Annotated in this window: 12 protein-coding genes; 2 read left to right on the top strand and 10 right to left on the bottom strand. The window is 71.9% G+C overall.

Features of this window, described 5'->3' with window-relative positions:
* Nucleotides 1–294 precede the first annotated feature (294 nt).
* From ACZ7LU_RS00410 to ACZ7LU_RS00375, 8 genes are all read right to left on the bottom strand, one after another.
* Nucleotides 295–2,031, bottom strand: coding sequence for an ABC transporter ATP-binding protein (locus ACZ7LU_RS00410; protein WP_471915199.1), 1,737 nt, complete (start codon nt 2,029–2,031; stop codon nt 295–297).
* A complete protein-coding gene (locus ACZ7LU_RS00405; protein ID WP_471915198.1) occupies nt 2,021–12,988 on the bottom strand; it encodes a non-ribosomal peptide synthetase in 10,968 nt (3,655 codons plus the stop codon). Before ACZ7LU_RS00405 ends, ACZ7LU_RS00410 begins: the two co-directional genes overlap by 11 nt.
* A 58-nt stretch (nt 12,989–13,046) precedes the next feature.
* Entirely contained in the window at nt 13,047–14,846 is a 1,800-nt protein-coding gene (locus ACZ7LU_RS00400; RefSeq protein ID WP_471915197.1) for an ABC transporter ATP-binding protein, read from the bottom strand.
* A 46-nt stretch (nt 14,847–14,892) separates the two neighbouring features.
* A complete protein-coding gene (locus tag ACZ7LU_RS00395) occupies nt 14,893–15,945 on the bottom strand; it encodes an iron-siderophore ABC transporter substrate-binding protein (protein WP_471915196.1) in 1,053 nt (350 codons plus the stop codon).
* A gap of 144 nt (nt 15,946–16,089) precedes the next feature.
* Complete coding sequence (locus ACZ7LU_RS00390) at nt 16,090–16,938, bottom strand: ABC transporter ATP-binding protein (RefSeq protein WP_468085091.1); 849 nt, start codon at nt 16,936–16,938, stop codon at nt 16,090–16,092.
* 95 nt (nt 16,939–17,033) lie between these two features.
* Entirely contained in the window at nt 17,034–18,095 is a 1,062-nt protein-coding gene (locus tag ACZ7LU_RS00385) for a FecCD family ABC transporter permease (RefSeq protein ID WP_471916444.1), read from the bottom strand.
* Between the two features lie 92 nt (nt 18,096–18,187).
* Nucleotides 18,188–19,246: a FecCD family ABC transporter permease gene (locus tag ACZ7LU_RS00380; protein WP_398305084.1), complete on the bottom strand. Its 1,059-nt coding sequence runs from the start codon at nt 19,244–19,246 to the stop codon at nt 18,188–18,190.
* Nucleotides 19,247–19,345: 99 nt separating this feature from the next.
* The gene (locus tag ACZ7LU_RS00375; RefSeq protein ID WP_471915195.1) at nt 19,346–20,710 is read right to left on the bottom strand and encodes a lysine N(6)-hydroxylase/L-ornithine N(5)-oxygenase family protein; all 1,365 of its coding nucleotides are present in this window, start codon (nt 20,708–20,710) and stop codon (nt 19,346–19,348) included.
* A 289-nt stretch (nt 20,711–20,999) separates the two neighbouring features.
* Here ACZ7LU_RS00375 and ACZ7LU_RS00370 point away from each other — a divergent pair, with 289 nt between their 5' ends.
* Nucleotides 21,000–21,947 (top strand): methionyl-tRNA formyltransferase, encoded by a 948-nt coding sequence (locus tag ACZ7LU_RS00370; RefSeq protein WP_468085089.1) that lies wholly within the window; start codon nt 21,000–21,002, stop codon nt 21,945–21,947.
* Nucleotides 21,948–22,103: 156 nt separating this feature from the next.
* Here ACZ7LU_RS00370 and ACZ7LU_RS00365 read toward each other — a convergent pair whose 3' ends face one another.
* The gene (locus ACZ7LU_RS00365; protein ID WP_398305075.1) at nt 22,104–24,263 is read right to left on the bottom strand and encodes a RecQ family ATP-dependent DNA helicase; all 2,160 of its coding nucleotides are present in this window, start codon (nt 24,261–24,263) and stop codon (nt 22,104–22,106) included.
* 386 nt (nt 24,264–24,649) lie between these two features.
* On the opposite strand from ACZ7LU_RS00365, the gene ACZ7LU_RS00360 reads away from it, so the two are divergent.
* The gene (locus tag ACZ7LU_RS00360) at nt 24,650–25,288 is read left to right on the top strand and encodes a hypothetical protein (protein ID WP_398305073.1); all 639 of its coding nucleotides are present in this window, start codon (nt 24,650–24,652) and stop codon (nt 25,286–25,288) included.
* Between the two features lie 253 nt (nt 25,289–25,541).
* On the opposite strand, the gene ACZ7LU_RS00355 is transcribed toward ACZ7LU_RS00360, so the two are convergent.
* Nucleotides 25,542–26,171, bottom strand: a complete 630-nt coding sequence (locus ACZ7LU_RS00355; RefSeq protein WP_398305070.1) for a hypothetical protein — start codon at nt 26,169–26,171, stop codon at nt 25,542–25,544.
* Between the last annotated feature and the right edge of the window lie 3 nt (nt 26,172–26,174).

Here is a 26,174-nt window from a genome sequence, read left to right as displayed (position 1 = left end):
TGTCGCGCAGTTCCCCGCGCCCCTGACCGGGCCCATACCGCCGTCGCCCGCCTGCGGGCCGGTGGGGGTTTGTCGCGCAGTTCCCCGCGCCCCTAGCCGGGCCCATACCGCCGTCGCCCGCCTGCCGGCCCGTGGGGGGTTCCTCGCGCAGTTCCCCGCGCCCCTGAAGACCGCTCCCCCCGCCCCTGAAGACCGTTCCCCGCACCTCCGGCGGGGCCCCCGCCGCCCTTCCGCGTGTACGTCCCCGGCCCCCGGCCCCCAGCGCCCGGCCCCGCCCCCCTGGGCAGGGCCTCGCTAGCGGGCCACTGCTGCGCAGTAGGCCTCGTTTGTGGCGAGTAGGTTTCTGTGGGTGTCTTCGGCTGTGATGGTGCCGTCCGTCAGGATCAGGACGCGGTCGGCGGCGTCCAGGAGGGCCGGGCTGCTGGTGATGACCAGCGTGGTGCGGCCCTTGCGGAGCTTCGCGATGTTGCGGGCGATGAGTTGTTCGGTGACCGCGTCGACGGCCGTCGTCGGGTTGTGCAGGACGAGGACCTCCGTGTCGGCGGCGAGGGCGCGGGCCAGGGAGAGGCGTTGGCGCTGTCCGCCGGAGAGGTTCGCGCCGCGGTCGCGGACGGCGTAGTCGAGGCCTTCGCGGTGCAGCGCGACGACGTCCGTGAGCATGGACGCCTCGACCGCCTCGGGGACCGAGACACTCGTGCCGGACGGGTCGATGTTCGAGCGCAGGGTGCCGGCGAAGATCTCCGCGTCGTACGGGTTGACCAGCATGTGCTCGCGGACCGCCTCGACGGAGAGGGCGGCGAGCTCCTGGCCGCTGACCCGCACCACTCCCTCGTACGCGTCCGGCGGCACGTTCACCGCCAGGATCGACGCCAGGTCGGCCACCGCGCGCGGCTGGTAGCCGGCGATCGCCACGAACTCGCCGGCCGCCACCGTGAACTTCAGGTCGCGCAACGAGCCGTAACGGACGCCGTCGATCTCCAGGTCGCCGCCCGTCGACGGGCGTTCGGGGCCGGGGGCGGTGACCGGGGGAGCCGAGAGGACCAGCGCCATCCGCTCCGCCGACGCCCGCGCGATCATCACGTACTTGGGCATCTCCGAGAACATCTTGAGGGGTTCCATGATGAACTGGGCGAGGCCGACGGCCATGACCAGTTCGCCGATGGTGATGCGGCCCTCGAAGGCCAGCCAGCCCGCCGTCAGGGTCACCGCGGCCGCGAGGACCGCGTTGAGGGCCTGCGCGGTGCCCGCGTACACGCCGTTCACCTTGGCGACGGTGATCGCCTGGTGCTTCGCCTCCGTGCTGACGGTCCGGTAGGAGCGGAACGCCGCGTGGTTGCCGCCGAAGCCGTGCAGCGGGCGCAGGCCGCTGATCAGGTCGGCGACCTTCGCCCCGGCCCTGGCCACCCGGGCCTGCTGCTCACGCGTGCTGGACCCGATCCGCTTGGACATCACGCTGAGGATGGAGAGGATCGCGACCGTTCCCACGATCACGAGCAGACCGAGCCGGTAGTCGGCCATGCCCAGCGCGACCGCCGCGACGAGCACCGCGACCATCGAGCTGATGAGCAGCGGCACCACCTCGATGATGTCGGCGGTCTGGTCGGCGTCCTCGGTGGCGATGGTGAGGACCTCGCCGGACTTGAGGTCGACGTCCCTGGCCACCGGCTGGAGGCCGCAGCCCGCGACCTTCACCCGCCAGCGGTGCGCCTCCGTCGTGTTGGCCTTCTGCAGGATGCGCATGCCGAACCGCCACGACAGCGACACCGTCGTGATGATCACGGCGAGCGCGCCGATGGACAGGCCGAGCGCGGTGAGCGTGCGGTCGTCCCGCATCGTGTGCTCGACGATCATGCCGAGCGCGATGGGGAAGGCCGTCTCACCCGCCTGGTACAGGCCCATGAGGACGGTGCCCCAGACCATCGCGCCGATGTTGCGGCGCAGGGCGGTCCTGAGGATGTCGGACCCCGGGTGGGGCCGGCGGGGCCGCTTCGCGTCAGGGCTGTTCGGAGGTGTCGCAGTCTCAGTTTTCATCGAGGTGGCGGGCAATCGCTTCCGGGGTTCGCAGGGTGAACAGGTCTCGGATCGTGATCACGGGACCGTACTCGCGGCGGAGCAGGCCGATCAGCCGTACCGCCAGCATGGAGTGTCCTCCGAGGGACACGAAATCGCTCACCGCGCTCACCTCGTCGTCGTCGAGGTCCAGGGCTTCGGCGAAGAACTCGCAGACCACCGTCTCCGTCTCGGTCTCGGGGCCGCGCTCCCCCGCCGTGGTCAGCGCACCGAGGGGCTTGGCCTCCGGCAGCGCCTTGGTGTCAGCCTTCCCGTTCACGGTGAGCGGGATGCTGTCCACCTCGGCGTAGTGGGTGGGGCGCAGGAAGTCGGGCAGTCCGGTGCCGACCTCGGCGGCGACGGCGGCCAGGTCGGAGCCGTCGAGCACGAGGTAGGCGGCGAGGCGGTACGCCCCGTCGACCTGCGGGTCGGGCTGGGCGACCGCGGCGGCGAACCGCACCGCGGGGTGGGCCGCGAACGCGGCCTCGACCTCGCCCAGTTCGACCCGGTGGCCGCGGATCTTGACCTGCTGGTCGGTGCGGCCCAGGTAGGTGAGGTTGCCGTCGGGGCGGCGCGTCACCAGGTCACCGGTGCGGTACATGCGCTCGCCGGGGGCGCCGAACGGGCAGGCGACGAAGCGGTGCGCGGTCTGCGCGGCCTGGCCGAGGTACCCGCGGGCGATGCCGATGCCCGCCACGTACAGCTCACCGGGAACACCGTCCGGCAGCGGCCGCAGCCACGGGTCGAGGACGTACACGTCGGTGTTGTCGATCGCGACGCCCACCACCGGGTCCTGGCACTCGAAGGTGCCGACGCCGAGGGTGTTGATCGTGTACTCGGTGGGGCCGTACAGGTTGTAGCCGACGGTCCCCTCGGTCTCGGCGAGCCGCTGCCACAGCGTCGGCGTGACCGCCTCGCCGCCGAGGAGGACCAGCGCCGGGCGCCGTGCCGGGTCGGCGAGCAGGCCCTCGGCCACCAGCTGCTGGGCGTACGTCGGCGTCACGTTGATGACGTCGATCGCGTGCTCCAGGCAGTACTCGACGAGGCCGGGCGCGTCGCGGCGCAGCTCCTCGTCGCAGATGTGCACCTCATGGCCGTCGGCGAGCCACAGCAGCTCCTCCCACGACATGTCGAAGGCGAACGACACGGTGTGCGCGATCCGGAAGGTCCGGTGCCCGTGCTCGGCGAGGACCGGCTCGAAGATCCGGCGCTGGTGGTTGACGAGCATGTTGGTGAGTCCGGCGTACTCGGTCACCACGCCCTTGGGCTTGCCGGTCGAACCGGAGGTGTAGATCGTGTACGCGGGGTGGCGCAGCCGGTCCGGGTCGTCCGGCGCGAACGTCACGAACGGCTCGGCCGCGGGCAGCGGACGGTCCAGCTCGATCAGGTCACCGGTCCCGACGGGACCGCCGGTGAGCCGGGGCGACACCGCGCTCACGGTGAGGATCACGTCCGGGCGGGCGTCCGCGACGATCGCCGCGATCCGCTCGTCGGGGTGGTCCAGTTCGAGGGGTACGTACGCGGCGCCGACGCGCAGCACCGCGAACAGCGCCACGATCGAGTCGAGGGAGCGCGGGATCGCGAGCCCCACGGTCGTCTCGGGGCCGAGCCCGCGCCCGGCGAGCACACCCGCCACCGCGCGGCTGCGGTCCCGGAGCTGGGCGAAGGTCATCGTCGCGCCGTGGGCGACCAGGGCGACCCGCTCCGGGTCTCGGTCGGCCGCCCGGTCGAAGCGGTCGACGACGGTGTCCGTGCCGACGTCCGTGCGTGCGGCGGGCTCGGGGAGCCGGCCGAGGCCGGGCAGCGCGCCGACCGGTCCTGTGGAGCGGGCCAGGTCCTCCAGGACGCGCACGTAGTCGTCGAGGAGCCTGCGGGCGCTGTCTGTGTCGCCGTAGCGGTGCTCCAGCTTGACCGTGAGCCGGTCGCCGGGGGTGACGACCCAGGTGTACGGGTAGTGGGTGGAGTCGTCGGCCTTCACCGAGGTGATGCCGTGCCGGGAGTTCATCTCGGCGAAGGCGTCCATGTCCAGGAAGTTCTGGAGCACGAACAGGTTGTCGAACAGGGTGTCGTGCCCGCTGGCGCGCTGGATCTCGCCGAGCCCGAGGTGCTCGTGCTCCATCGCCTCGACACGGGCCGCCTGGACGGCCGTCAGGTAGTCGCGGACGGTCTCGTCCGGCCTCGCCTTCGTCCACTGCGGCACGGTGTTGAGCAGCACGCCGACGATGTCGGACAGGCCCTCGCCGTCGCGGCCGGAGACGGTCACGCCGAACACGGCGTCGCTGCGGCCGGTGTGCGCGCCGAGCAGGAGGCCGAACGCGCCGGTCAGGACCGAGTTCAGCGTGACGCCGTGCGCCTTGGCGGCGTCACGCAGCAGCTCCGACTGTTCGGCGGAGAGCGTGTGGACGAGCGCGGGCGGCAGGTCCTGCGAGAGGGCCGGTGCCGGGCCTGCGAGCAGGGTCGGGCCGGGGAGTCCGGCCAGGTGCTCCGCCCAGAAACGCTCCGATGCGGCAGCGTCCTTGGCGTCGAGCGCCCTGGCGTACTCCTCGAAGCTCGGCGTGGCCGGGGCGTCGTCGAGCGGCTCGCCCGCGACGACTGCCTCGTAGGCGTCGAAGAGGTCCCGCAGCACGATCTCGCGGGACCAGCCGTCCCACAGCAGCAGGTGGTAGCTGAGCAGCAGGCCGTCGTGGCCGCCGGGCAGGCGGACCACGGTGAGGCGGATCAGCGGCGGCTCGGCCGGGTCGAATCCGGCGTCGCGGTCGCGGGTGCGCAGCTCCTCGACCTCCGCGTCGTCCGTCAGCTCGACCGTGCGGACGTCGACCCGGCGCCCGGCCTTGAGGACCTGGACGGGGTCGCCGTCGTCGTCGGTGGTGAAGCCGGCGCCGACGACCGGGTGCCGTGCGATGACGTGCGCCATCGCCTCGGCCAACGCGTCCGCGTCCAGCCGCCGGTCGAAGGTGAACCAGCTCTGCGCGACGTAGTGTCCGGCCTCGCCCGCCATCTGGGCCTGGAAGAACAGACCCCGCTGGAGGGGGGTGACCGGCGCGGTGCGCTCGGCGGTCGTGGCGGCGTCGGCGACGCGCTCCAGGGCGTTCGACCAGTGCTCGGTGATCGTGTCGGGGATGCCGTCGGCGAGGGTGAAGGCCGCGTGCAGGCTGCCGGTGGCGTCGTCGACCCAGGCGTTGACCTCGACGGCGTACGGGCTGCCATGGTCGCCGCCGGTGATGTGCACCGCCTGGGACTCGCTGCCCCGGCCGAGGTAGTTGAACAGGACCTGCGGGCGGGCGGTCAGGAGCGGCGCCGTCTGCGGGTTCAGGTACTTCAGCTGGCCGTACGCGAGGTGCCCGCGCTCGTCCGGCTGGCGCTCGGCGACCTCGCGCGCGGCGGCGACGGGGTCGGTGTGCGCGGTGAGCCGTACGGGCGCGATGGAGGTGAACCAGCCGACGGTACGGCTGTAGTCGTGCTGTTCGAGGACCGGGACCCGGCCGTGCCGCTCCAGCTCGACCGCGAGGTCGGTGGGCGACGCCTGCACATGGGTCAGCGCGGTGCGCAGCGCGCCGCACAGCAGCTCCGTGAGGCCGACGCCGAGCGCGGCGGGCGCGGTGCGGGTGACGCGGTCGCTGGTGTCGGGCGCGAGGACGACGGTGGTCTCGCGCGGGTTCCGGACCGCCGGCAGCAGGCCGGGGGCCTGAAGCGTGGTGATCCAGTGCCCGAGGTCGTCGATCGCGTCGGCGGCCCCGAGCGTCAGCGCCTCGGCGTACTCGGCGTACGACGTGGTCGGCGGTGCCAGGTCGGCGCCGCCCATGGCGGTGGCGAGGTCGTCGAGGAGGATCAGCCAGGACACCGCGTCGACGGCGAGGTGGTGCACGGCGACGACCAGGGTGCGGCTCGCCTCCAGCCAGGTGAACGCGATGACGTCCCCGGCCTCGGGATCGAGCCGTCCGGCGGCCTCGTTCGCGGCGACGGTCGCGTCGGTCGTGTCACCGCGTACGACGGCGATCTCGCGCGCGGGCTCGGTGCGCAGCGCCCACACGCCGTGCTCCACGCGCAGCCGCAGCCGGAGCGCCGGGTGCGCGGCCACGACGGCGTTCGCGGCGCGCTCGGCGTCGGCGAATCCGGTGCCCTCGGGCGCCACCAGCGTCCTGGCCTGGGCGAACCGGTCGAGCGAGCCGCCCAGTTCGCGCTGGCGCAGGGCGATCGGCGTCGGTGCCAGCGGGCCGTCCTCGCGGCGAGCGGGGGCGGACGCGGACGCGGATGCCCCGGCCTGCGGTGCGTTCGACCCCAGGTGCTCGGCGAGTGCGCGGGGCGTCCTGAACAGGAACACGTCCCGCGGCGCGATCCGCAGGCCGAGCGCGCGGGCCCGGTTGATCACGGTGATGGCGACGATGCTGTCGCCGCCGGCGGCGAAGAAGTCGGTGTCGGCGTCCGCGGTGGTGTCGCCGGGCAGCGTCTCCGAGAAGATGCCGACCAGTGCGGCCAGTACGGAGTCGCCCGCGACGTCGGCCGGCACCGCATCGCCCGCGACGGCCGGGGCGTCGTCGTCGCGCGCGGCGCGCTCGGCGAGCGCCTTGCGGTCCAGCTTGCCGTTGACCGTCAGCGGCAGGGCGTCGACCGTGAGGACCCGGCCCGGCACCATGTGCACGGGCAGCTTGGCGCCGAGCAGTCCCGCGAGGTCTTCGGGCGCGCTGCCCACGACGTGCGCGACCAGGTGGTCGCCGCTGTCCGCGACGGTGACGGCCACGTCGACCACGCCGTCGAGTTCCCGGACCGCGGACTCGACCTCGCCGAGCTCGATGCGGAAGCCCTTGAGCTGCACCTGGTCGTCGGCGCGCCCGGCGAACTCCAGCTCGCCGTCGAGCGTACGGCGGGCGAGGTCGCCCGTGTGGTACATCCGGGAGCCGTCGTCCGCGAACGGGTTCGCCACGAACCGGCCCGCAGTCAGGCCCGGCCTGCCCAGGTAGCCGAGCGACACCTGGTCGCCGGCGACGTAGATGGCGCCGACCCGGCCCGGCGGCACCGGCCGAAGCCGGTCGTCGAGCAGGTAGGTGACGAGGCCGGGGATCGGTCCGCCGATGGGGCTGACGTCTTCTCCACGGGTGAAGTCTTCGTCGGTCAGGACGCGGTGGGTGACGTGGACGGTGGTCTCGGTGATGCCGTACATGTTGACCAGCTCGGGCGACGCGGTGCCGTGCCGCTCGACCCAGCCGCGCAGCCGCCCGAGGTCGAGGGCCTCGCCGCCGAAGATGATCCGGCGCAGCGCGGGCAGCGGCTCGCCGGCGTGCCGGTCGGCCTCGATGAACTGGTAGAACGCCGACGGCGTCTGGTTGAGCACGGTCACGCCGCGCTCGCGGACAAGGCGGTGGAAGTCGACCGGGGAGCGGGTCAGTCCGTACTCCGGCACCAGCAGTTCACCGCCGTGCGCCAGCGCGCCCCACAGCTCCCAGACCGCGAAGTCGAAGGAGAAGGAGTGGAACTGCACCCACACGTCGTGCGGTCCGAAGTCCATGTCGGGCCGCGTGTTGGCGAGCAGCGTCACCACGCTGGAGTGCGGGACGACGACGCCCTTGGGGCGGCCGGTCGACCCTGACGTGTAGATGACGTACGCGGGGTCGTGCCAGCCCGCCCCCGGCGCCTGCTCCTGCGCCTCGGTGGCCTCCGTCGACGGCTGTTCCCCCTGGACGAGGACGCGGGCCGGGACGCCCGTGCGGTCGAGGAGTGCGGCGAAGCGGTCCCGCTGCTCGCGGTCGACGAGCACGACCTGCGGAGCGGCGTCGGCGAGGATGTACTCCAGGCGCTCGTCCGGGTACGCCAGGTCCAGCGGTACGTAGGCACCGCCCGCGGCGACGATCGCGACCAGGGCGACGACCTGCTCCACGGAACGCGGCACGGCGACGGCGACCCGCTTGCCGGGGCCGACGCCCGCCGCGCGCAGCGACGCGGCCAACTCGTCCTTGGCGGCGGCCAGTTCGCCGTACGTCAGCGAGCGGGTGGAGCCGTCGAGCGCGCACTGGGTGACGGCGGTGGCCGCCGGGTCGCGCCGGGCGGCGGCGTCGAACAGGCCGCCCAGGGTGGTCGGTTCGACGCGCGCGGGACGGCGGGCGTCGGCGGGTGCCAGGTCGGCGACCGGGGTGTCCGGCCGCGTGAGGAGACCGGTGAGGGTCGAGGTGAAGGTACGCAGGATCTCCTGGGCGGTGGTCTCGCCGAGGAGTTCGCCGTCGTAGATCAGGTTGAAGCGCGGGCGGCCGTCGAGCGCGCGCTCGACGACGAGCGTCAGCGGATAGTGCGGGGCGCCTTCGTTGACGACGTCGGCGATGACGAGTTCGGCGTCGGCGGTGCGCAGGCCGTCCAGGTCGGTGGCGACGTCGAAGACCACGAGGGTGTCGAAGAGCGAGCCGACGCCCGCCTGGCGGCCGATGCGCGCGAGCGACACGTGCTGGTGGGGCAGGACGGCGCTCTGGTGCTCCCGCACGGACGCGAGGAGTTCGCGGGCCGTGGTCGAAGCGGACCAACGGGCGCGCACCGGGATCGTGTTGATGAACAGACCGACCATGTCGCCGATGCCGGGCACGTCGGCGTCGCGGCCGGACACCGTGGAGCCGAAGACGACGTCCTCACCGTGCAGGATGCCGCCGAGCGTCACCGCCCAGGCGCTGTGCACGGCCACGCTCAGGGGCACGCCGGCCGTCCGGACGGCCGCGTCGATGTCGCCCTCCGCCTCGACGGCGGTGTCGGCGAACCGGTCGGAGGGGGTGTGTCCCTCGGCGACCAGCGAGGGCCCGGGCAGCTCGGCGAGCTCCTCGCGCCACACCCGGTCGCTCTCGTCGTCGTCGCGTCCGGCGAGCCAGTGCACGTAGTCGGGGAAGCCGCCGATCGGGTACACGGTCCCCGGCGCGTGGTACTCGGCGAGGAGCGCGCGCAGCATCGGCGGGACCGACCAGCCGTCGGCGATGATGTGGTGCACGGTCTGCACCAGGACGTTCCTGCCGTCGCCGGCGCGGACGAGCGTGTACCGCATCAGCGGGCCGGTGGCCAGGTCGAACCCGGCGCGGCGGTCCCGCTCGGCGAGGTCGCGTATCTCCTCGTCGGTGATGCCGGGGCGGTCCACGGTGGTGAAGGGCGCCTGGACGCCGTTCTCCAGGACGGAGACGACGCGGCCGTCGGCGAGGGCGGTGAACCGCGCGGCCAGGTTCGGGTACAGCGCGAGCAGTCGGGTGGCCGCGGCCGCGAGCCGGTCGGCGTCCACCTCGCCGTCCGGCGCGTCCAGCGTGAGGAGTTGCTGCTCGACGTACGCGCCCGCCGAGTCGTCGTCGAAGACCGAGTGGAAGTAGAGGCCTTCCTGGAGCGGCGTCAGCGGCAGTACGTCCCGCAGGGCCGGGCCGTCCAGGGCGTCGACGTCGGCCTGGGTGAGCGGCACCAGCGGGAAGTCGCTGGGTGTGTGGCCACCCTCGTCGAGCGCGGCGAGGCCGGCGAGGGCCACCCGGAAGTAGCCGCCGAGCGTCGCGATGTCCTCGTCGGTGAACATGCCGTCGGGCCAGGAGACGGTGGTGACGAGTTCGTACTCGCCGCCGGTGGAGGCCGGTTCGGCGATCGCGTTGAACTCCAGGGCGCGCGGCAGGCGCATGTTCGGGTCGCGCTTCTCGCCCAACTGTCCCGTGGTGCCCGCGAGTTGCCAGTCACCGGCGGCGCCCGCGTCGAAGCGGCCCAGGTAGTTGAAGAGCACCTGCGGCGCGGGGGCGTCGAACTCGGCGTCGGCGAGGTAGCGCAGGGCGCCGTACGAGATGCCGTTGCTCGGCACCCGCGAGAGGTCTTCCTTGACCGCCTTGAGGGCGGCGGCGAGGTACTCGGGGGCGGTGAGGTCGGCGGCGGTGCCGGGGTCCACGGTCACCGGGAACAGGGTGGTGAACCAGCCGACCGTGCGGGACAGTTCGGGCTCGAAGCCGGCGGTGTCCGCCACGAAGCGGCCCTCGCGGCCGTGGCCCTCCAGCTCGATGTGCGCGAACGTCTGATCCTGGCCGAGGTCACGGCGCCACCGGGCGAGGGCGACGGCGAGCGCGGTGAGGAGGACGTCGTTGACGCCCGCGTGGAACTTCGCGGGGATCTCGCCGAGAAGCGCGGCGGTGACCTCGGGGCCGACCGAGACGGTCTGGAGCCGCTCGCGTGCGACGGTGTCGGCGGCGGTCAGGGCGCGCCTGCCCACCGGCTGGTCCGGCCCGGGCAGGGGGCGCTGGAAGTACGGCAGGTCGGCCTCGAAGCCCGCACGCTCCAAGAGCTGCGTCCAGCGGCGGAACGACGTGCCCACCGGGGGCAGTTCGACGGCCGCGCCGGAGGTGAACTGGCGCCACGCCGTGGCCAGGTCCTCCATCAGGACCCGCCAGGACACGCCGTCGACCACCACGTGGTGGGCGACCATGACCAGCTGGCGCGCCTCCCGGCGCCAGACGGCACGCAGCATCACGCCGTTGTCGGGGTCGAGCCCGTCGGTGGCGAGGGCGACGCAGTCGTCGAGCGGCAGGTCGCTCTCCTGCCACGCCGGGGCGGCGGGGGCCGCCGCCGGGATGTCGAAGCTCCAGCGGTCGCCGCGCACCAGTCTGGCGCGCAGCATGTCGTGCCGTGCGAGGACGGCGCCGAGTATCCGGTCGAGCGCTTCGGCGGTCAGCTCCGCCGGGGTGTTCAGGACGACCGACTGCACGAAGCCGTCGATCGCGTCCGTGGTCTCGCCGAGCCACTGCACGATGGGCGAGCCCGCCACGGCACCGGTGGCGACGTCGCCGTGGTCGACCGTGGAGACGTCCTCGCGGCTCGCCACCGCGGCGAGCGCGCCCACGACGCTGTTGGTGAAGATCTGCCGCGCCGTGACGTAGAGACCGGCGTCGCGCAACGCGCTCAGCAGCGAGATCGTCAGGATGCTGTCGCCGCCGAGCTGGAAGAAGTCCTGGTCGACGCCGACCTCGTCGAGCTGGAGCACCGCGGCGACAGCGGCGCAGACCACGCGTTCGTTCTCGGTGGTGGGCGGGGCGACGGTCCCCTTCGGGGTGGTCGGTTCCGGCAGCGCGTTCCGGTCGAGCTTGCCGTTCGCGGTGAGCGGGAACGCGTCGAGGACGACAATGTGGGTGGGCACCATGTACTCGACCATGTGGTCGACGGCCCACGCCTTGACCTCGTCGGCCCGCAACTCCTCGTGGCCCGCGGCCGGGATGACGTATCCCACGAGGTAGGTGCCGCCCGCCGTGTTCTTCTTGGCGACGACGCAGGTGTGACGTACGCGGGGGTGCTCGGCGAGGCCGACCTCGACGTCCTCGATCTCCAGGCGCATGCCGCGGATCTTGATCTGGTTGTCGGCCCGGCCGAGGAAGTCGAGGGACCCGTCGGGGGCGAACCGCGCGAGGTCGCCGGTCCGGTAGAGCCGGGACCCGTCCGAGGCGAAGGGGTTGGCGACGAACCGGGAGGCCGTCAGGCCCGGCGCGTTGACGTAGCCGCGCCCGAGGAGGAAGCCGCCGACGTACAGCTCGCCGCCGACGCCGACCGGGACGGGGCGCAGCTCGTCGTCGAGGACGTACAGCTGGGTGTTGGGGTTGGCCTTGCCGATCGACGTCGACAGGCGCTCGGCCTCGCCGCGGTAGATGACGTGCGAGACGCCGATCGTCGTCTCGGCCGGGCCGTAGCCGTGGTACATGGGGATGTCGAGCCGGGTGCGGAACCGCTCGTACAGCTCGGGGGTCAGCACCTCGCCGCCGCACCAGACGTGGCGCAGGCTGTCGAGGCGGCCGGAGTCGCCCGCCATCTCCAGGAGGACGTCCAGCATGGACGACACCAGGTACGTGAAGGTGACGCGCTGCTCGGCGATCACACCGAGCAGGTGGTGCGGGTCGCGCTCGCCGCCGGTCCGCAGGACCACCACGCGGCCGCCGCAGACCAGCGGCAGGAAGATCTCGTTGATGGAGATGTCGAAGGACAGCGGCGCCTTGAACAGTGACGCGTCGTCGGGGCCGAAGTGCAGGATCTCGTCGACCTGCCAGAGCAGGCGCTCGCTGATCGCCTCGTGGCGGATCATCGCGCCCTTGGGCCGCCCGGTCGAGCCGGAGGTGAAGATCACGTACGCGAGGGCGTTGCCGGAGACGGTGATCCCGGTCGGCTCGGTGGGGAGGGAGCCGAACCGCCAGGCGCCGAGGTCGACGGCGACGGCTTCCGGCTCCTGCGGGTCGTGCTCGCCCGAGGCGTTGAGCTGCAGCACGACGCGGGCGTCCTCGATGACGACGGACCGGCGCGCGGCGGGCCACTGCGGGTCGAGCGGCACGAACGCGCAGCCCGCCTGGAGCACGGCGAGCAGACCGACGACCATGTCGGCGGAGCGGCTCAGCGAGATGCCGACGACCTGCTCGGCGGTGAGGCCGCGCGCGACGAGGTGGTGGGCCAACTGGGCGGAGCGCTCGGCCGCCTCACGGTAGGTCAGGGAGCGGTGCTCGTCGACGATGGCGACGGCGTCCGGCCTGAGCCGCGCCTGCTCGTGGAACATCTCGACGATGGTCGGGCGGACCCGGTCGGCGTGGGTGTCGTTCCACTCGGCGAGGGCCTTGAGCCTGGCCGCCTGACCGGACGGACTGATGGTGCCGAGGGGCCGGTCGGGGAAGTCGGCGAGGTCGTCAAGGGCGAGCTGCGCGTCGGCGGGCTCGACGCCGTCGGGGATGGGAACGTGCCAGCCGTCCGCGCCGGCGTCCCGACTGCCGGGCCCCGTACCGCCGTTGTCGACCCAGCCGAGGACGTCGGCGAAGAGGGTGCCGGGGGTGAGCTCGATGCCTTCGGGGCTCCGGCCGGTCGCCCAGTACGAGAGGCCGATGGCGCACGCCTCGGCGACGGTCCGGTCGGAGTAGTCGCCGGCGCGCCGACGTACGTCGGCCAGGCGGGCGGGGGAAAGCAGCACGAGGCCGGCGCTCGGTTCCATCATCGAAGACTCAGCGTCCCTTCCAGGTAATCGCAGTAAGGCTAACCTAAATTAGGCTTGCCTAACTACCCTCTCGCCAGGCCCGCCACAGTCGCGCGTACCGGCCACCGAGCGCCACCAGTTCGTCGTGCGTGCCCAGCTCCACCACGCGCCCCGCGTCCAGCACGGCGATCCGGTCGGCCGCCATCGCCTGCGTCAGCCGGTGCGCCACGAACAGCGTGGTCCGGCCCGCGCACGCGGCCAGCACGGCGCGCTCCAGCTCTGCGGCGCCCTCGCTGCCCGCCTCCGCGGTCGACTCGTCGAGCACCACCACCGGCGTGCGGCTCAGCACGAGGCGGGCCAGGGCGATCTGGGCGATCTTGGTGACGTCCAGGCGCTCACCGCCCTCGCCGACCATGGTGTCCAGCCCCTCGGGAAGGTGCTCCACCCACCCGTCGGCGCCCACCGTGCGCAAGGCGGCCATCAGTTCGGCGTCGGTCGCCTCCGGCGCGGCGAGCCGCAGGTCCTCGGCGAGCGGACCGGAGAACACGTGCGTCTCCTGCGTCAGGATGCTCACCAGAGCCCGCGCCCCGGCCTCGTCCAGGCCGCCGAGATCGTGCTCCCCCACGCGCACCGAGCCGGCCTGCGGCGCCCCGATGCCCGCGATCAGCGCGGCCAGGGTCGACTTGCCCGCGCCCGTCGCCCCGACCAGGGCCAGCGAACCGCCCGCCGGGATCGTCAGGTCGACGTCCCGCAGAACCGGTTCGTCGGTGCCGGGATAGCTGAACGTCAGCCCCTCCACCGTCACTTGGTGCGGCACGGCGTCCGCCACCTTCACGGACGCGTCGCCCACCAGCCGCTCGTCCCCGGACTCCCCGAGGACGCCGACGAGCCGGGTCAGGCTCGCGCCCGACTTCTGCGCCTCGTCGAAGGTGAACATGATGGCGCCCAGCGGCGTGAAGAGGCGGTGGAACATCAGCGGGGCCGCCGACACCTCGCCCAGGCTGGCCGCGTCGGCCTCCAACAGGGCGTACCCGACGACGAGGATGAGGACGAGCCCGATGAACTCGGCGCGGTTCTCCCGGCCCACGAACCGGCCGAAGAACCGGAACACGTCGATACCGAGATTGCGCACCCGCCACGACTCCTGGGTGACCTTCTCCCGGACGGAGTCCTCCAGGCGGTAGGCCCGGACCGTGTCGATCCCGTTCAGACCGCTGATCAGCGCCTGCGCGCGGTCGGCCTGCGCCACCCGCTGCTTGCGGTAGAGCGGGGCGGACCTCGGGAGGTACCAGCGCAGGGCCAGCGCGTACGCCGGCAGCGCGCCGGCACCCGCGAGGCCGAGTCGCCAGTCGAGGCCGAACATGCCGACCGTGGCGATGAAGACCAGCACGCCGGCCGAGAACACCGTGGGGATGGCCGTCCGGATTCCCTTGGACAGCACGGCCACGTCGTCACCGACCCGGGAGAGCACGTCACCCCGGCCGACCTGCTCGATCCGGGCGCTCGGCATCCCGAGCACGGCACGGACGGCACCCTCGCGCAGCCGCGCGAGGAGGTCGGCGCCGAGCCGCCCGATCAGGTAGGTCGACGCCGCGGTGGCCGCCGCGCCGAGCAGCGCGGCGGCTCCCATCAAGACCCCGATCGTGACCAGGACGGAGCGCGAATCGCCCTCCACCACTCCGTCGACCACCCGGCCGAGCAGGAGGACCGGGAGGATCTGGAGTGCCGCCCCGGCCACCGTCGAGGCGACGGTGGCCGTGGTCAGCCACGGCACTTCGCGGCAGTGCGCCGAGACCCACCTGGTGGCCTCGCGTCCGGTCGCCGTGCGCAGAGTCGCCGGGGCGGTGCCGATGTCGGTGGGTGTTTCGGTGGTGCTCACGCGGTGGCCAAGTCGGGACGGGGACGGGACGGGTTGAACAGCATTTCTACTCGACCGACTTGACGAGCTCGTCGATCGCGTACGGGAGGGACAGCGCGGTGCCCTGCGACATCGCGGCGCCCACAGCCGGGCCCTCGCTGTCCAGGAGGTAGGACACGTTGCCCTTCTTCACGGCGTCCAGGTTGTTGAAGAGCTTGAACTTCTTCAACGCCTCCGTGTCCGCCTTGTCGTTGATGACGACGATGCGGTCCACGTCGATCAGGTCCGTGCGCTCCGGAGAGAGCTCGGTGGAAAACTTGCCGCCCGCGATCTTGTCGATCTTGGTCTGGTACTTGAAGCCCATGCCCGTCAGGAGCCGTCCACGCACGTCGGTGGAGGTGAACGGGTTGATGGAGTCCTTGTACCAGGACAGCGCGACGGAGGTCTGCTCGGCGAACTTCGGGTGCGACTTCTTGGCCTCGGCCAGCTTGTCCTCGACGCCCTGGACGATCTTCTTGCCCTCGTCCTCCTTGCCCAGCGCCTTGGAGATGTGCACCACGTTGTCCTGCCACGGAGCGCTGAACAGCTCCTTCTCGCCCTTGGTGCGACCCACCGTCGGGGCGAGCTTGGAGAGCTTGTCGTAGGCGGCCTTGTCGATCTCGGAGTAGACCGCGATGATCAGGTCCGGCCGCAGCGAGGCGATCTTCTCGTAGTTGGGGCCGCTGTCGCCGTTCTTCATGACGACCTCGGGCTTGGTGCTGCCCCACTTGTCCTTCACCCAGGGCCACTGGGTGTTGATGTCGGGGGACTTGCCCTCCGGGTTCGGGTACTGGTCGACCATGCCGACCGGCTTGGTGCCGAGCGCCAGGACGGTCTGGTCGTCGGTGTAGCCGACGGTCACGACGCGCTTGGGAGCCTTGGTGATCTTCGTCGAGCCGAACGCGTGGTCCACGGTGACCGGGAACGTGCCACCGCCGGCGGCCGCCGGGGTCTCCTCGCCCGCCTTGTCTTCCGAGTCGGAACCGCATCCCGCGAGAAGGCCGACGCCGAGGGTCGCGGCGGTCAGTACCGCCGCCAGCCGCCGCCGTGGCGTCGTGAGCTTCGTTCGGTTGAGGAGCATCCGGATTCCCTTGCTTTCGCGCTGACCGCTGCGCCCCGTGTCTAAGGGCAGCCAAACCTTAACCTGCTGAGATGAGGTTAGCCTAGCCTTACCGGAGTATTCGTGGGCGGGACAGGTCGAGTTGAGGAACCTCGGAGCGCCCGGTCAGTCGAGCTGGACGTGTGTACGGCCGATGGGCACGATGAGCGGCCGGTCCCCCACCGGGTCGTCGACCACCCTGGCGCGCAGCCCGAACGCCTCGTGCAGCAGCTCCGCCGTGATCACCTCACGCGGGTGCCCCTGCGCCAGGATCGAACCCGCCTTCATCACGACGAGGTTGTCGCTGTACCGCGTGGCCAGGTTCAGGTCGTGCAGCACCATGACCACCGTGCGCCCCGACTCGTGCAGGTCGTCCACGAGGTCGAGCACATCGATGGCGTGCGCCAGGTCCAGGTAGGTGGTCGGCTCGTCGAGGAGCAGCAGGTCGGTGCCCTGGGCCAGCGTCATCGAGATCCAGACGCGCTGCCGCTGCCCGCCGGAGAGCGAGTCGACCGGGCGGTCGGCGAGGTCGGAGACGCCGGTCATGGCCAGCGCGCGCTCCACGACGCCCGCGTCGTCCGACGACCACTGGCGCAGCCAGCTCTGGTGCGGGTGGCGTCCCCTCGCGACGAGGTCGGCCACCGTCAGGCCCTCCGGCGCGACGGGCGTCTGCGGCAGCAGGCCGAGCTTCTTCGCCACGTCCCGGGTCTTGAGCTTGTCGATGTCCTTGCCGTCGAGCACGACGGAGCCCTTGACCGGCTTGAGCAGCCGCGTGAGGGTGCGCAACAGGGTCGATTTACCGCAGCCGTTGGGGCCGATGATCGTGGTGATCACCCCGGGCGGGATGGTCACGTCGAGGTCGTCGATGACGGTCCGGCCGCCGTAGCCGACCGAGACGCCCTTGGCGGCCAGCCGTGCGGTGGTGTCGGCGTCCTCGACCTTCGACTCGATCTCGGTGATGTACTGAGCGACCACAAGCCCCCCTATTATTAGGTTTGCCTCACCTTTGTACCAGCTATTCGAGCCGGAGCCGCCATCGAGTGGCCCGTGGTTGATCGAGTGGCCCGCGGTTACTTGAGGTTCGCCCGCACCAACAGGTAGACGAGGAAGGGCCCGCCGATCGCGGCGGTGACCACGCCGACGGGCAGGCTGTTGGGCAGCACGACGCGCGTCGTCAGGTCGGCGCCGATCAGCAGCAGCGCTCCGACCAGGCCGGACGCCACCATCGGGGGCGTCGGACGCCGTGTCAGACGCATCGCCACCTGCGGCGCCACGAGCGCGACGAACGGCACCGGTCCTGCCGCGCTCACCGCCACCGCGGCCAGCAGCACCGCGCACAGCAGCAGGACCGCACGCACGCGCGTGTGCCGGACGCCGAGTCCCGCGGCGACGTCGTCGCCGAGGTGCATCGGCTTGAACTGGAAGGCGGCGCAGGCCACCACGACCAACAGGGCGAGTGAGCACCAGAGCGCGATCCACACCTCGTCCCACGACCGGTTGTCCAGCGAACCGACCAGCCACGCCTGGGCGCGGGCCACGTCCCTGATGTCGGCGGAGACGAGCAGCCAGGTGGTGATCGCCTCCATCACGGCGCTCACGGAGATGCCGATGAGGATGAGCCGGAAGCCGTCGACCCCGCGGCGCCAGGCCAGGAAGTACACGAGGAGTCCCGTGCCGAGACCGCCGGCGAGCGCCGCCGCGGAGAGGCCCACGGAGTCGACGACCGCCGCGGCGGTGCCGCCCGACACCGTCACCGAGAACACCGCGACCGCGCTGGCGCCCCCGGTGATCCCCAGGATGTCCGGGCTGGCCAGCGGGTTGCGCGCGACGGACTGGGTGATCGCGCCGGAGACGCCGAGCGCGATCCCCACGACGAGCCCGGCCAGCGCCCGCGGCATCCGCAGATCCATGATGACGAACTCGTCGACCTGCTCGCCCCGGCCGACGAGCGTGGCCATCACCCGGGACAGACCGATGGAGAAGTCCCCGACGCTGATGGAGAGACAGAACACCAGGAAGGTCGCCGCCATCAGGAGCAGCGTGACGAGGACGAGCCAGGGTCGCCAGACGAACGACATCTGGCCGAGCCGCACGCCCGGCGCCACGGATGCCTTCACTTCCGTCGCGTTCACTTGTGTCGTGTTCGCTTCCGTCGTGTTCGCTTCCGTCGCGTTGGTCTCTGTCGCGTCGGCTTCTGTCGCGTTCATGTGCCCTCGCGTCCCGCTCATGCGCTCTTGAACTTTCCTCGCCACACCAGGACCGCGAAGAACGGCGCCCCGAGCAGCGCCACGACGACCCCCGCCTCCAACTCGCCGGGCCGCACGACCAGTCGGCCCACGATGTCGCAGACCAGCAGGACGACGGCGCCGAGGAGTCCCGCGTACGGCACGAGCCAGCGGTAGTCGGGGCCGGTCCAGTACCTCGCCACGTGCGCGACCATGAGTCCGAGGAACGCGATGGGGCCGCAGGCCGCCGTCGCCGCGCCCGCCAGCAGCGTGATGGCGAGGATGCCGACGGTACGGCTGACGGCGATGTTCACGCCGAGCCCGCGCGCCACGTCCTCACCCAGGTTGAGCAGGTTCAGGGCGGGCAGCGTCGTCATGGCCAGCACGAGCCCTACCGCGATGAACGCGGCCACCGGCCAGATGACGTCGAATCCGACACCGGCCACGGAGCCCGCGTTCCAGAACCGCAGCGCGTTCAGGGACTTCTGGTCCGAGAGCGCGACCGCCGTCGTCATCGCCGCGAGGAACACCGTGATGCCCTGCCCGGCCAGCGCGAGCGTCAGGGGGTTGCCGGCCCCGCGGCCGATGCTCGCGAGGCCGAACACGACGACACCCGCCACGGCCGCCCCCAGGAAGGCGAACCATACGTACTGGAACGGGTTGGACAAGCCGAACAAGGCGATCACCGACACCACGGCGAACGACGCGCCCGCGTTCACCCCCAGCAGTCCGGTGTCCGCGATCGGGTTGCGCGTGTAGCCCTGGATGAGCGCCCCGCCGACGCCGAGGGCGACGCCCGCGACCATCGCGAGCACGGTCCGCGGCACCCGCACGGTCTGCACGATGAGTCTGATCTCGGTGAGCCGCTGGTCGGATTCCGGCGCCGCGAACAGCCCGTGCCACACCTCGGCGGGGCTCAGTGCGCGCGCGCCCACGGCCAGCGACACCGCCGCCGCGACCACCAGGACCACGGCGAGCAGGGCAAGGCCCAGAACCCGCCGCCTTCGGGCCTCCGTCACGCCCTTCGGCACGGGGCGCTCCACTGCAGTCGTGCTCATGTCGACGTACGTTATCCCTTTGATCGGCCCGCGCCGCACGGCCGGGTGGGGCGCTCCCGGTGTGCGGGGAGCCGAGCCGTGGGCGCGGTGGCGGCCGGACTAGCGGGCGGCGCTGCCGGTTTCGCCGGCGACCGGGCGGGCCTCGGCGGCAGCGGAGGCGGACGACTCGGCGCCCCGGGCGCGGACCGAGTCCAGGATCTCACCGACGCGGATCGCGATGTTGGACAGCAGCGACGAGGTGATGCCGTGCGTGTGCTCCGTGCCGCCCTGGAGGTAGATGCCGCAGCGCAGGTCCGGGTCGGTCGTGATGCGGTAGTCGCGCTCGACGCGGACGCGGCCCTGGTCGTCGCGGAGGCAGCGGTCGGCGACCTCGCCGAGGAGGCCGACGGGATCGGCGGGGCTGTAACCGGTGGCGAACACCACGACGTCGGCGTCCACGAGGTTCTCCTCGCCCGTGACGAGCGACTTCACCGCGGCCTGGACGCCGTCGGCGGTCTCCTTGACGCCGGTGAGGCGGGAGACGTTGAGGAAGCGCAGCCGCTGGGTGCCGAGGACCTTCTCCTGGTACATCTGCCGGTACAGGTCGTCGATCAGGTCGATGTCCACCACGGAGTAGTTGGTGTTGCCGTGGTAGTCCATCAGCCGTCGCTTGACGTCCTCGGGCGCCTCGAAGTACTCGTCGACGGCGTCCGGGTCGAAGATCCGGTTGGCGAAGCTGCTGTCGTCGGCGGGGCTGTAGCCGTAGCGGGAGAAGACGGCGCAGACCTCGGCCTCGGGGAAGCGGCGGTGCAGGTAGGCGACGTTCTCGGCGGCGCTCTGGCCGGCGCCCACGACGACGAAGCGGGAGGGCAATGTGCCCTCCAACTGCTCGACCTTGGTGAGCAGTTCGGAGTTGTGCCAGACGCGGTCGCCGCGCTCCACGCCCTCCGGCATGAGGGGGCGGAGGCCGGTGCCTATGACGAGGTTGCGGGCGCGGTGGACCGCGAGGCCCTCCGCCGAACGGACCGTCACGTCCAGGTACTCCACGACTCCGTCACGGACGAACGGCGTGACGCCGACGACCTCGTGACCGTAGGAGACCATGTCGTCGACCTTGGCCGCCGACCACTCCAGGTAGTCGTGGAACTCCACCCGCAGCGGGAAGAGGTTCTTGTGGTTGATGAAGTCGGTCAGCCTTCCCTTGCTCTTCAGGTAGCAGAGGAAGCTGAACTCGCTGGTGGGGTTCCGCTGTGTCACCAGGTCCTTGAGGAAGGACACCTGCATGGTCGCGTCGTCGATCAGCATGCCGCGGTGCCAGCCGAAGCTCGGCTGCTGCTCGAAGAAGTGAGCGGTGACCGTCTCCTCCCTGCCGACGCTTGCGTTGTGCTCGCTGAGCGCGATCGCCATCGCCACATTGGACGGGCCGAAGCCGATGCCAATGAGGTCGTGGACCAGTGGTGCGTCGCCAGGAAGAACCTGTGACATGTCACTCCCATCGTGCGGGGAAGCCGCCTGTCAGGCGTGGGGAAGGTACAGATGGTGGGCACGTCGACAGAGCGACCCACTCGAACTTAGGTGAGCCTAAGCTAATCAGACGCGACTGTCGACCGGGCAAAACGGACAACCGGCCCTTTGGTGCGGGTATCCGGTCTCGTCAACTGAGGCGCAAAGTAGACTCGTTGCATACTAAGGTAAGGCTTGCTTTACTTATCGTCAGCTTTGCTCTGCCTTTCTTTGTCTTTCCCTGCCTTTCCCTGCTCTGAGGAGGAACCCCATGCGGGTCGTCATGTTCGGTTACCAGACCTGGGGGCACCGCACCCTGCAAGCCCTCCTGGACTCCGAACACGACGTGGCACTGGTCGTGACGCACCCCAAGAGCGAGCACGCGTACGAGAAGATCTGGAGCGATTCCGTCGCCGACCTGGCCGAGGAGCACGGCGTACCGGTGCTGATCCGCAACCGCCCCGACGACGAGGAGCTGTTCGAGCGCCTCAAGGAGGCGGACGCGGACATCATCGTCGCCAACAACTGGCGTACGTGGATTCCCCCGCGCATCTTCGGCCTCCCCCGCCACGGCACGCTGAACGTCCACGACTCGCTGCTGCCGAAGTACGCCGGCTTCTCCCCGATCATCTGGGCGATGATCAACGGCGAGTCCGAAGTCGGCGTGACCGCGCACATGATGGACGACGAGCTCGACGCCGGTGACATCGTGCGCCAGGAGGCCGTGCCGGTCGGACCGAAGGACACCGCGACCGACCTCTTCCACAAGACGGTCGACCTCATCGCCCCGGTCACCATCGGCGCGCTCGACCTCATCGCGAGCGGCCAGACGGAGTTCACCAAGCAGGACCGCTCGCAAGCGAGCTTCTTCCACAAGCGGTCCGCCGAGGACATCCGCATCGACTGGACCTGGCCGGCCGAGGACCTGGAGCGCCTGATCCGCGCCCAGTCCGCGCCGTACCCCAGCGCCTTCGCCTTCCACAAGGGCAAGCGGCTGGAGATCGTCTCCGCGGTGGTCTCCGAGGGCCGCTACGGCGGTACGCCCGGACGCATCTTCTACCGCGAGGGCGACGGCGTGGTCATCGTCGCCGGAGCCGACGCCCGGCACGGCCGCAACCACGGCCTGGCCATCACGCGCGTCCGGACCGAGGACGGCCGTGAGCTGCCCGCGACGGAGTACTTCACCTCCATGGGCGGCTACTTGACCAGCCGCCCCTGAGGGGTTGCCCTTTGAGCGGTCGCCCTCGATGGGGCATCCTTTGAGGGGTCATCCTTGAGCGGTCGCCCTTGACGGGTCGCCCTTTGGGGAGTCGCCCTTGAGCGGTCGCCGCGGCGGGCCGGGGCCGTGGGCCGAGCCCGCCGCTCGGCCCGCCGCTCAGCCCGCTGCGGCGAGGACCAAGGGCAGCACCTGCTCGCCGCCCGCCCGGCGCAGGAGGCGGGCGGCGACCGCGAGGGTCCAGCCGGAGTCGGTGTAGTCGTCCACCAGCAGGACCGGTCCCGGTGCGCCCGCCAGGGCGGCGGCCAGCTCCCCCTCGACGCTGAAGGCGCCGGACAACGCCCGCAGCCGCTGGGCGGAGTTGCTGCGGCGCGCCGCGTGCGCGCCGTCCGGGCTCGTGTATGTCAGCGTGCCCAGGAAGGGCAGCCGGCCGACGGACGCGATGCCCTGCGCGAGGGAGCCGACGAGCTGCGGACGGGTCAGGGACGGCACGGCCACGACACCCACCGGCCGGGCGGCGGCATCCGCGGCGTCCGACGCCCACCCCCCGGGAGAGCGCGCCCAGTCGGCGAGGACCGCCACCGCGGCGCGCAGGACGTCGTCGGGGACCGGACCGTCCGGCGCGCCGTCGGCGAGGAGCGGGCGCAGGCGGTTGCCCCAGCCGATGTCCGAGAGCCGGCCGAGGGCGCGCCCGGTTGAGCACTGCTCCTTCGCCGGAATGCGGCCCTTGAGGTCGACGCCGAGCGCGGGCATGCCCGTCGGCCACATCCTGCGCGGCTCGATCTCGACCCCCGGGCGGTCCAGCTCCTTCGCCGCGCCCGACAGTGCCTCCGTCGACACGGACGAATCGGTCCAGGGACCCGCGCAGTTGTCGCAGCGGCCGCACGGGGTGGCCCCCTCGTCGTCCAGCTGCCGGCGGAGGAACTCCATGCGGCACTGGGCCGTGCTCACGTAGTCCCGCATGGCCTGCTGCTCGGACTGGCGCTGCCTGGCGACCCAGGCGTACCGCTCGGAGTCGTAGACCCAGGGCTCGCCGGTGGAGATCCAGCCCCCCTTCACGCGCTTGACCGCGCCGTCCACGTCAAGCACCTTCAGCATGGTCTCGAGGCGGGTGCGGCGCAGCTCGACCAGGGCCTCCAGGGCGGGCACGGACAGCGGCCGCCCGGCATCCGCGAGGGCCGAGAGGGTCTGGCGGACCTGCGCCTCGGGCGGAAACGCCGTATCGGCAAAGTAGCGCCAGATCGCCTCGTCCTCCTTGCCGGGCAGCAGCAGCACATCGGCGTGCTCGACGCCGCGGCCCGCACGGCCGACCTGTTGGTAGTACGCGATCGGGGAGGACGGCGAGCCGAGGTGGACCACGAATCCGAGATCCGGCTTGTCGAAGCCCATGCCGAGCGCCGAGGTGGCGACGAGCGCCTTGACCTTGTTCTCCTGGAGGTCGGTCTCGGCCTGCAGCCGGTCGGCGTTCTCCGTGCGGCCCGTGTACGAGGCCACCTTGAAGCCGCGCTGCCGCAGGAAGGCGGTGGCCTCCTCGGCCGCGGCGACCGTCAGTGCGTAGATGATGCCGGAGCCCTGCAGCTCGTCCAGGTGCTCGGCTAGCCAGGCCAGCCGGTGTGCGGCGTCGGGGAGTTGGACCACGCCGAGGCGCAGGCTCTCCCTGTCCAGCGGGCCGCGCAGCACCAGGGCCTCGCCTGCGCCGGTGCCCAGCTGCTCGGCGACGTCCGCGGTGACGCGGGCGTTCGCCGTCGCGGTGGTGGCGAGGACCGGCACGCCGGCCGGGAGCTCGGTCAGCATCGACCGCAGCCTGCGGTAGTCCGGCCGGAAGTCGTGCCCCCAGTCGGAGATGCAGTGCGCCTCGTCCACCACGAGGAGTCCGGTGGTGGCGGCGAGCTTGGGCAGCACCTGGTCGCGGAAGTCCACCGAGTTCAGCCGCTCCGGGCTGACGAGGAGGACGTCGGTCTCGCCGCGCTCGACCTCCCCGTAGATCGTGTCCCACTCCTCCGGGTTCGCCGAGTTGATGGTGCGGGCCTGGATGCCGGCCCTGGCCGCCGACTCGACCTGGTTGCGCATCAGCGCGAGGAGCGGCGAGATGATCACCGTCGGTCCCGCACCGCGCCGCCGCAGCAGAGCGGTGGCCACGAAGTACACCGCCGACTTGCCCCAGCCGGTGCGCTGCACCACCAGAGCGCGCCGCCGCTCCCGCACCAGCGCCGCCACCGCCTGCCACTGGTCCTCGCGCAGCCGCGCCGAGCCCCCGGGGTCGCCGACGAGCTCGGCGAGGATGGCGTCGGCTTCGGTGCGGAGTTCCAGGTTGTCCATGACCCCATGCAACCCGATGCCACTGACAATCGCCCAATCTGCCACGGCGCGCTCCGCGCAATGGGCGTGTTGTCGCTGCTCCTGGGCGTGCGCTGGCGCTGCTTGCGGCCGCGCGTCGCGGCTGGTTCCTGCCGTGCGTTGCCACTGGTTCCTGCCGTGCGAGGAGGGCGCAAGCGTCGGAAGACCATGAACTGGGCAGGGATATAAGCAGCGCATCATCCGATACCGGCATGCGGTGCCGATTGCTCGTTGCCGCCGACGACTGCGACGGGAAGAATCGGAGTCGCTCCCCCGTGCGGCTCCCCGTGGTCCGGTAGGGCTGTGCCGCGCTGCGCTCCCCCAGTCCGACCCCGCCCGCACCAGGGCGCGTAGCCGAAGGGAGGACCGTGACCTTCGGATTCGCTTCGTCCCCTGCCGTACCGGTGCCGGAGCCCCCGGCCTCGGCCGAGTTGTACGCCGATTCCGACCACCGACTGGCCCGGATGCTGGAGCCCTCCGAGTGGTCAGCCGCGGGGATCCCGCTGCTGCGCAACCCCAGGGAGGTCGTCAGCGGTCTGCACGCACGCCATCGGCCGACCCCGGCGACGGCCGTCGTGGCCGTGCTCGATCCGGACGAGCGGCTGCGGGCGAGCGCCTCGTTCAGCCGGCGCGCGACCGTGACGGACGGCTGGGTCTTCCGGAACGCGCTGCTCACGCAGTTGCGCCGGATCATCCCGCACGACCTGCGGCGCCGCACCCCGGTGCGCACCGCCGTACTGCTCTACTGCCGTGACGGGGACGCCCGTTGGACCCAGGAGGACGGGGCCTGGATGTGGGGGCTGCGGGACGCCTGCACCTTGCACGGGCTGCGCTGCGGCGCGTACATCACGCTGACGCGCGACGGCTGGCAGGTGCTCGGCGAGGGACGCGGCGGCCGCCGGCCGAGCGCGGGGTCACTGCCCGAGGAGCTCGGCGAGGCCGATCCGCCCACGACACGTACCGGAGGCGCCGCCTCCGAAGTACTGCGGCGCGCGGCGGCACGCTGACGGCGGGCTCCTGTCCCGCGCCAAGCGCGACGCCTTCCGTACGGAGGGCACGGTCGGCCCGCACGGCCCGTTCGGCTCACCGGCGACCGAACGCACGGCACGGAAGCCCACGGCACACGTCGGCCACCGCACTGTGCTTTCGGCTGCTCCAGCGCAGCCGTGATCTCACCGTGTCGCCGCGCGAAGGGCCACCGCACGAGCGGCCGCCCGGTAAGCGGCCGCCGGACAGGCGGCCACCGCGCGGACGTCGGTGTCAGACGCCCGCGCCCAGCATCGCGTTGATCCGCTGCGGGTCACCGCAGACGATCAGCAGCGCCTTCGCGCGCGTGAGCGCCGTCGGCAGCGCCGCGACCGCGGTCTCTTCGCTGCCGCCGTTGACGGCGACGACGACCACGGGCCGGGGCGCGGCACGATGCAGTGCGGCGGCGTCGGCGTAGAAGACGTCGTCACCCGCGTCGTGCTGAGCCCAGTAGGCGGCTTCGCCGAAGGACAGCTCGTGCGCGGCCCACGGGTGCGGGTCACCGGTGCTGATCACCAGGACGTCGCCGGGGGCGCGCCCGGAGTCGAGCAGGAGGTCGACGGCTTCCTCGGCCGCGTCCAGCGCACCCTCGGCCGAGGCCGGGATCAGCTGGACCTGCGGAACCGAGGCCGAAGCGTCGGGGGCAGCCGGGGCGGGCGCCCCGGGCTTGGCGGCCGTGTCGCGCGGCGCGCGCTGCGCGGGCGGCATCGGCCGGGCAGGACCCGGACGGCCGGGACGCGGCGGAGCCGCGGGACGCGGACCGGGTACGGGGCGGGGGGTCGGCGCGGTGCGGCCACTGGCCTGCGTGGCGCGGGGACCCTGGGCACTCTCGTGAATCTGAGGCTCCTCGGGAATGAGAGGCATGAA

It is taken from the genome of Streptomyces sp. NPDC039462 (assembly GCF_055639375.1).
The sequence above is the reverse complement of the archived record's forward strand: the minus strand, read 5'-3'. Positions and strand labels throughout refer to the sequence as shown.

Coding starts and splice junctions, on each gene's coding strand:
- ACZ7LU_RS00410 (WP_471915199.1), bottom strand. CDS start 2,031: ATGAAAACTGAGACTGCGACACCTCCGAACAGCCCTGACGCGAAGCGG.
- ACZ7LU_RS00405 (WP_471915198.1), bottom strand. CDS start 12,988: ATGATGGAACCGAGCGCCGGCCTCGTGCTGCTTTCCCCCGCCCGCCTG.
- ACZ7LU_RS00395 (WP_471915196.1), bottom strand. CDS start 15,945: ATGCTCCTCAACCGAACGAAGCTCACGACGCCACGGCGGCGGCTGGCG.
- ACZ7LU_RS00380 (WP_398305084.1), bottom strand. CDS start 19,246: ATGAGCACGACTGCAGTGGAGCGCCCCGTGCCGAAGGGCGTGACGGAG.
- ACZ7LU_RS00375 (WP_471915195.1), bottom strand. CDS start 20,710: ATGTCACAGGTTCTTCCTGGCGACGCACCACTGGTCCACGACCTCATT.
- ACZ7LU_RS00370 (WP_468085089.1), top strand. CDS start 21,000: ATGCGGGTCGTCATGTTCGGTTACCAGACCTGGGGGCACCGCACCCTG.
- ACZ7LU_RS00365 (WP_398305075.1), bottom strand. CDS start 24,263: ATGGACAACCTGGAACTCCGCACCGAAGCCGACGCCATCCTCGCCGAG.
- ACZ7LU_RS00355 (WP_398305070.1), bottom strand. CDS start 26,171: ATGCCTCTCATTCCCGAGGAGCCTCAGATTCACGAGAGTGCCCAGGGT.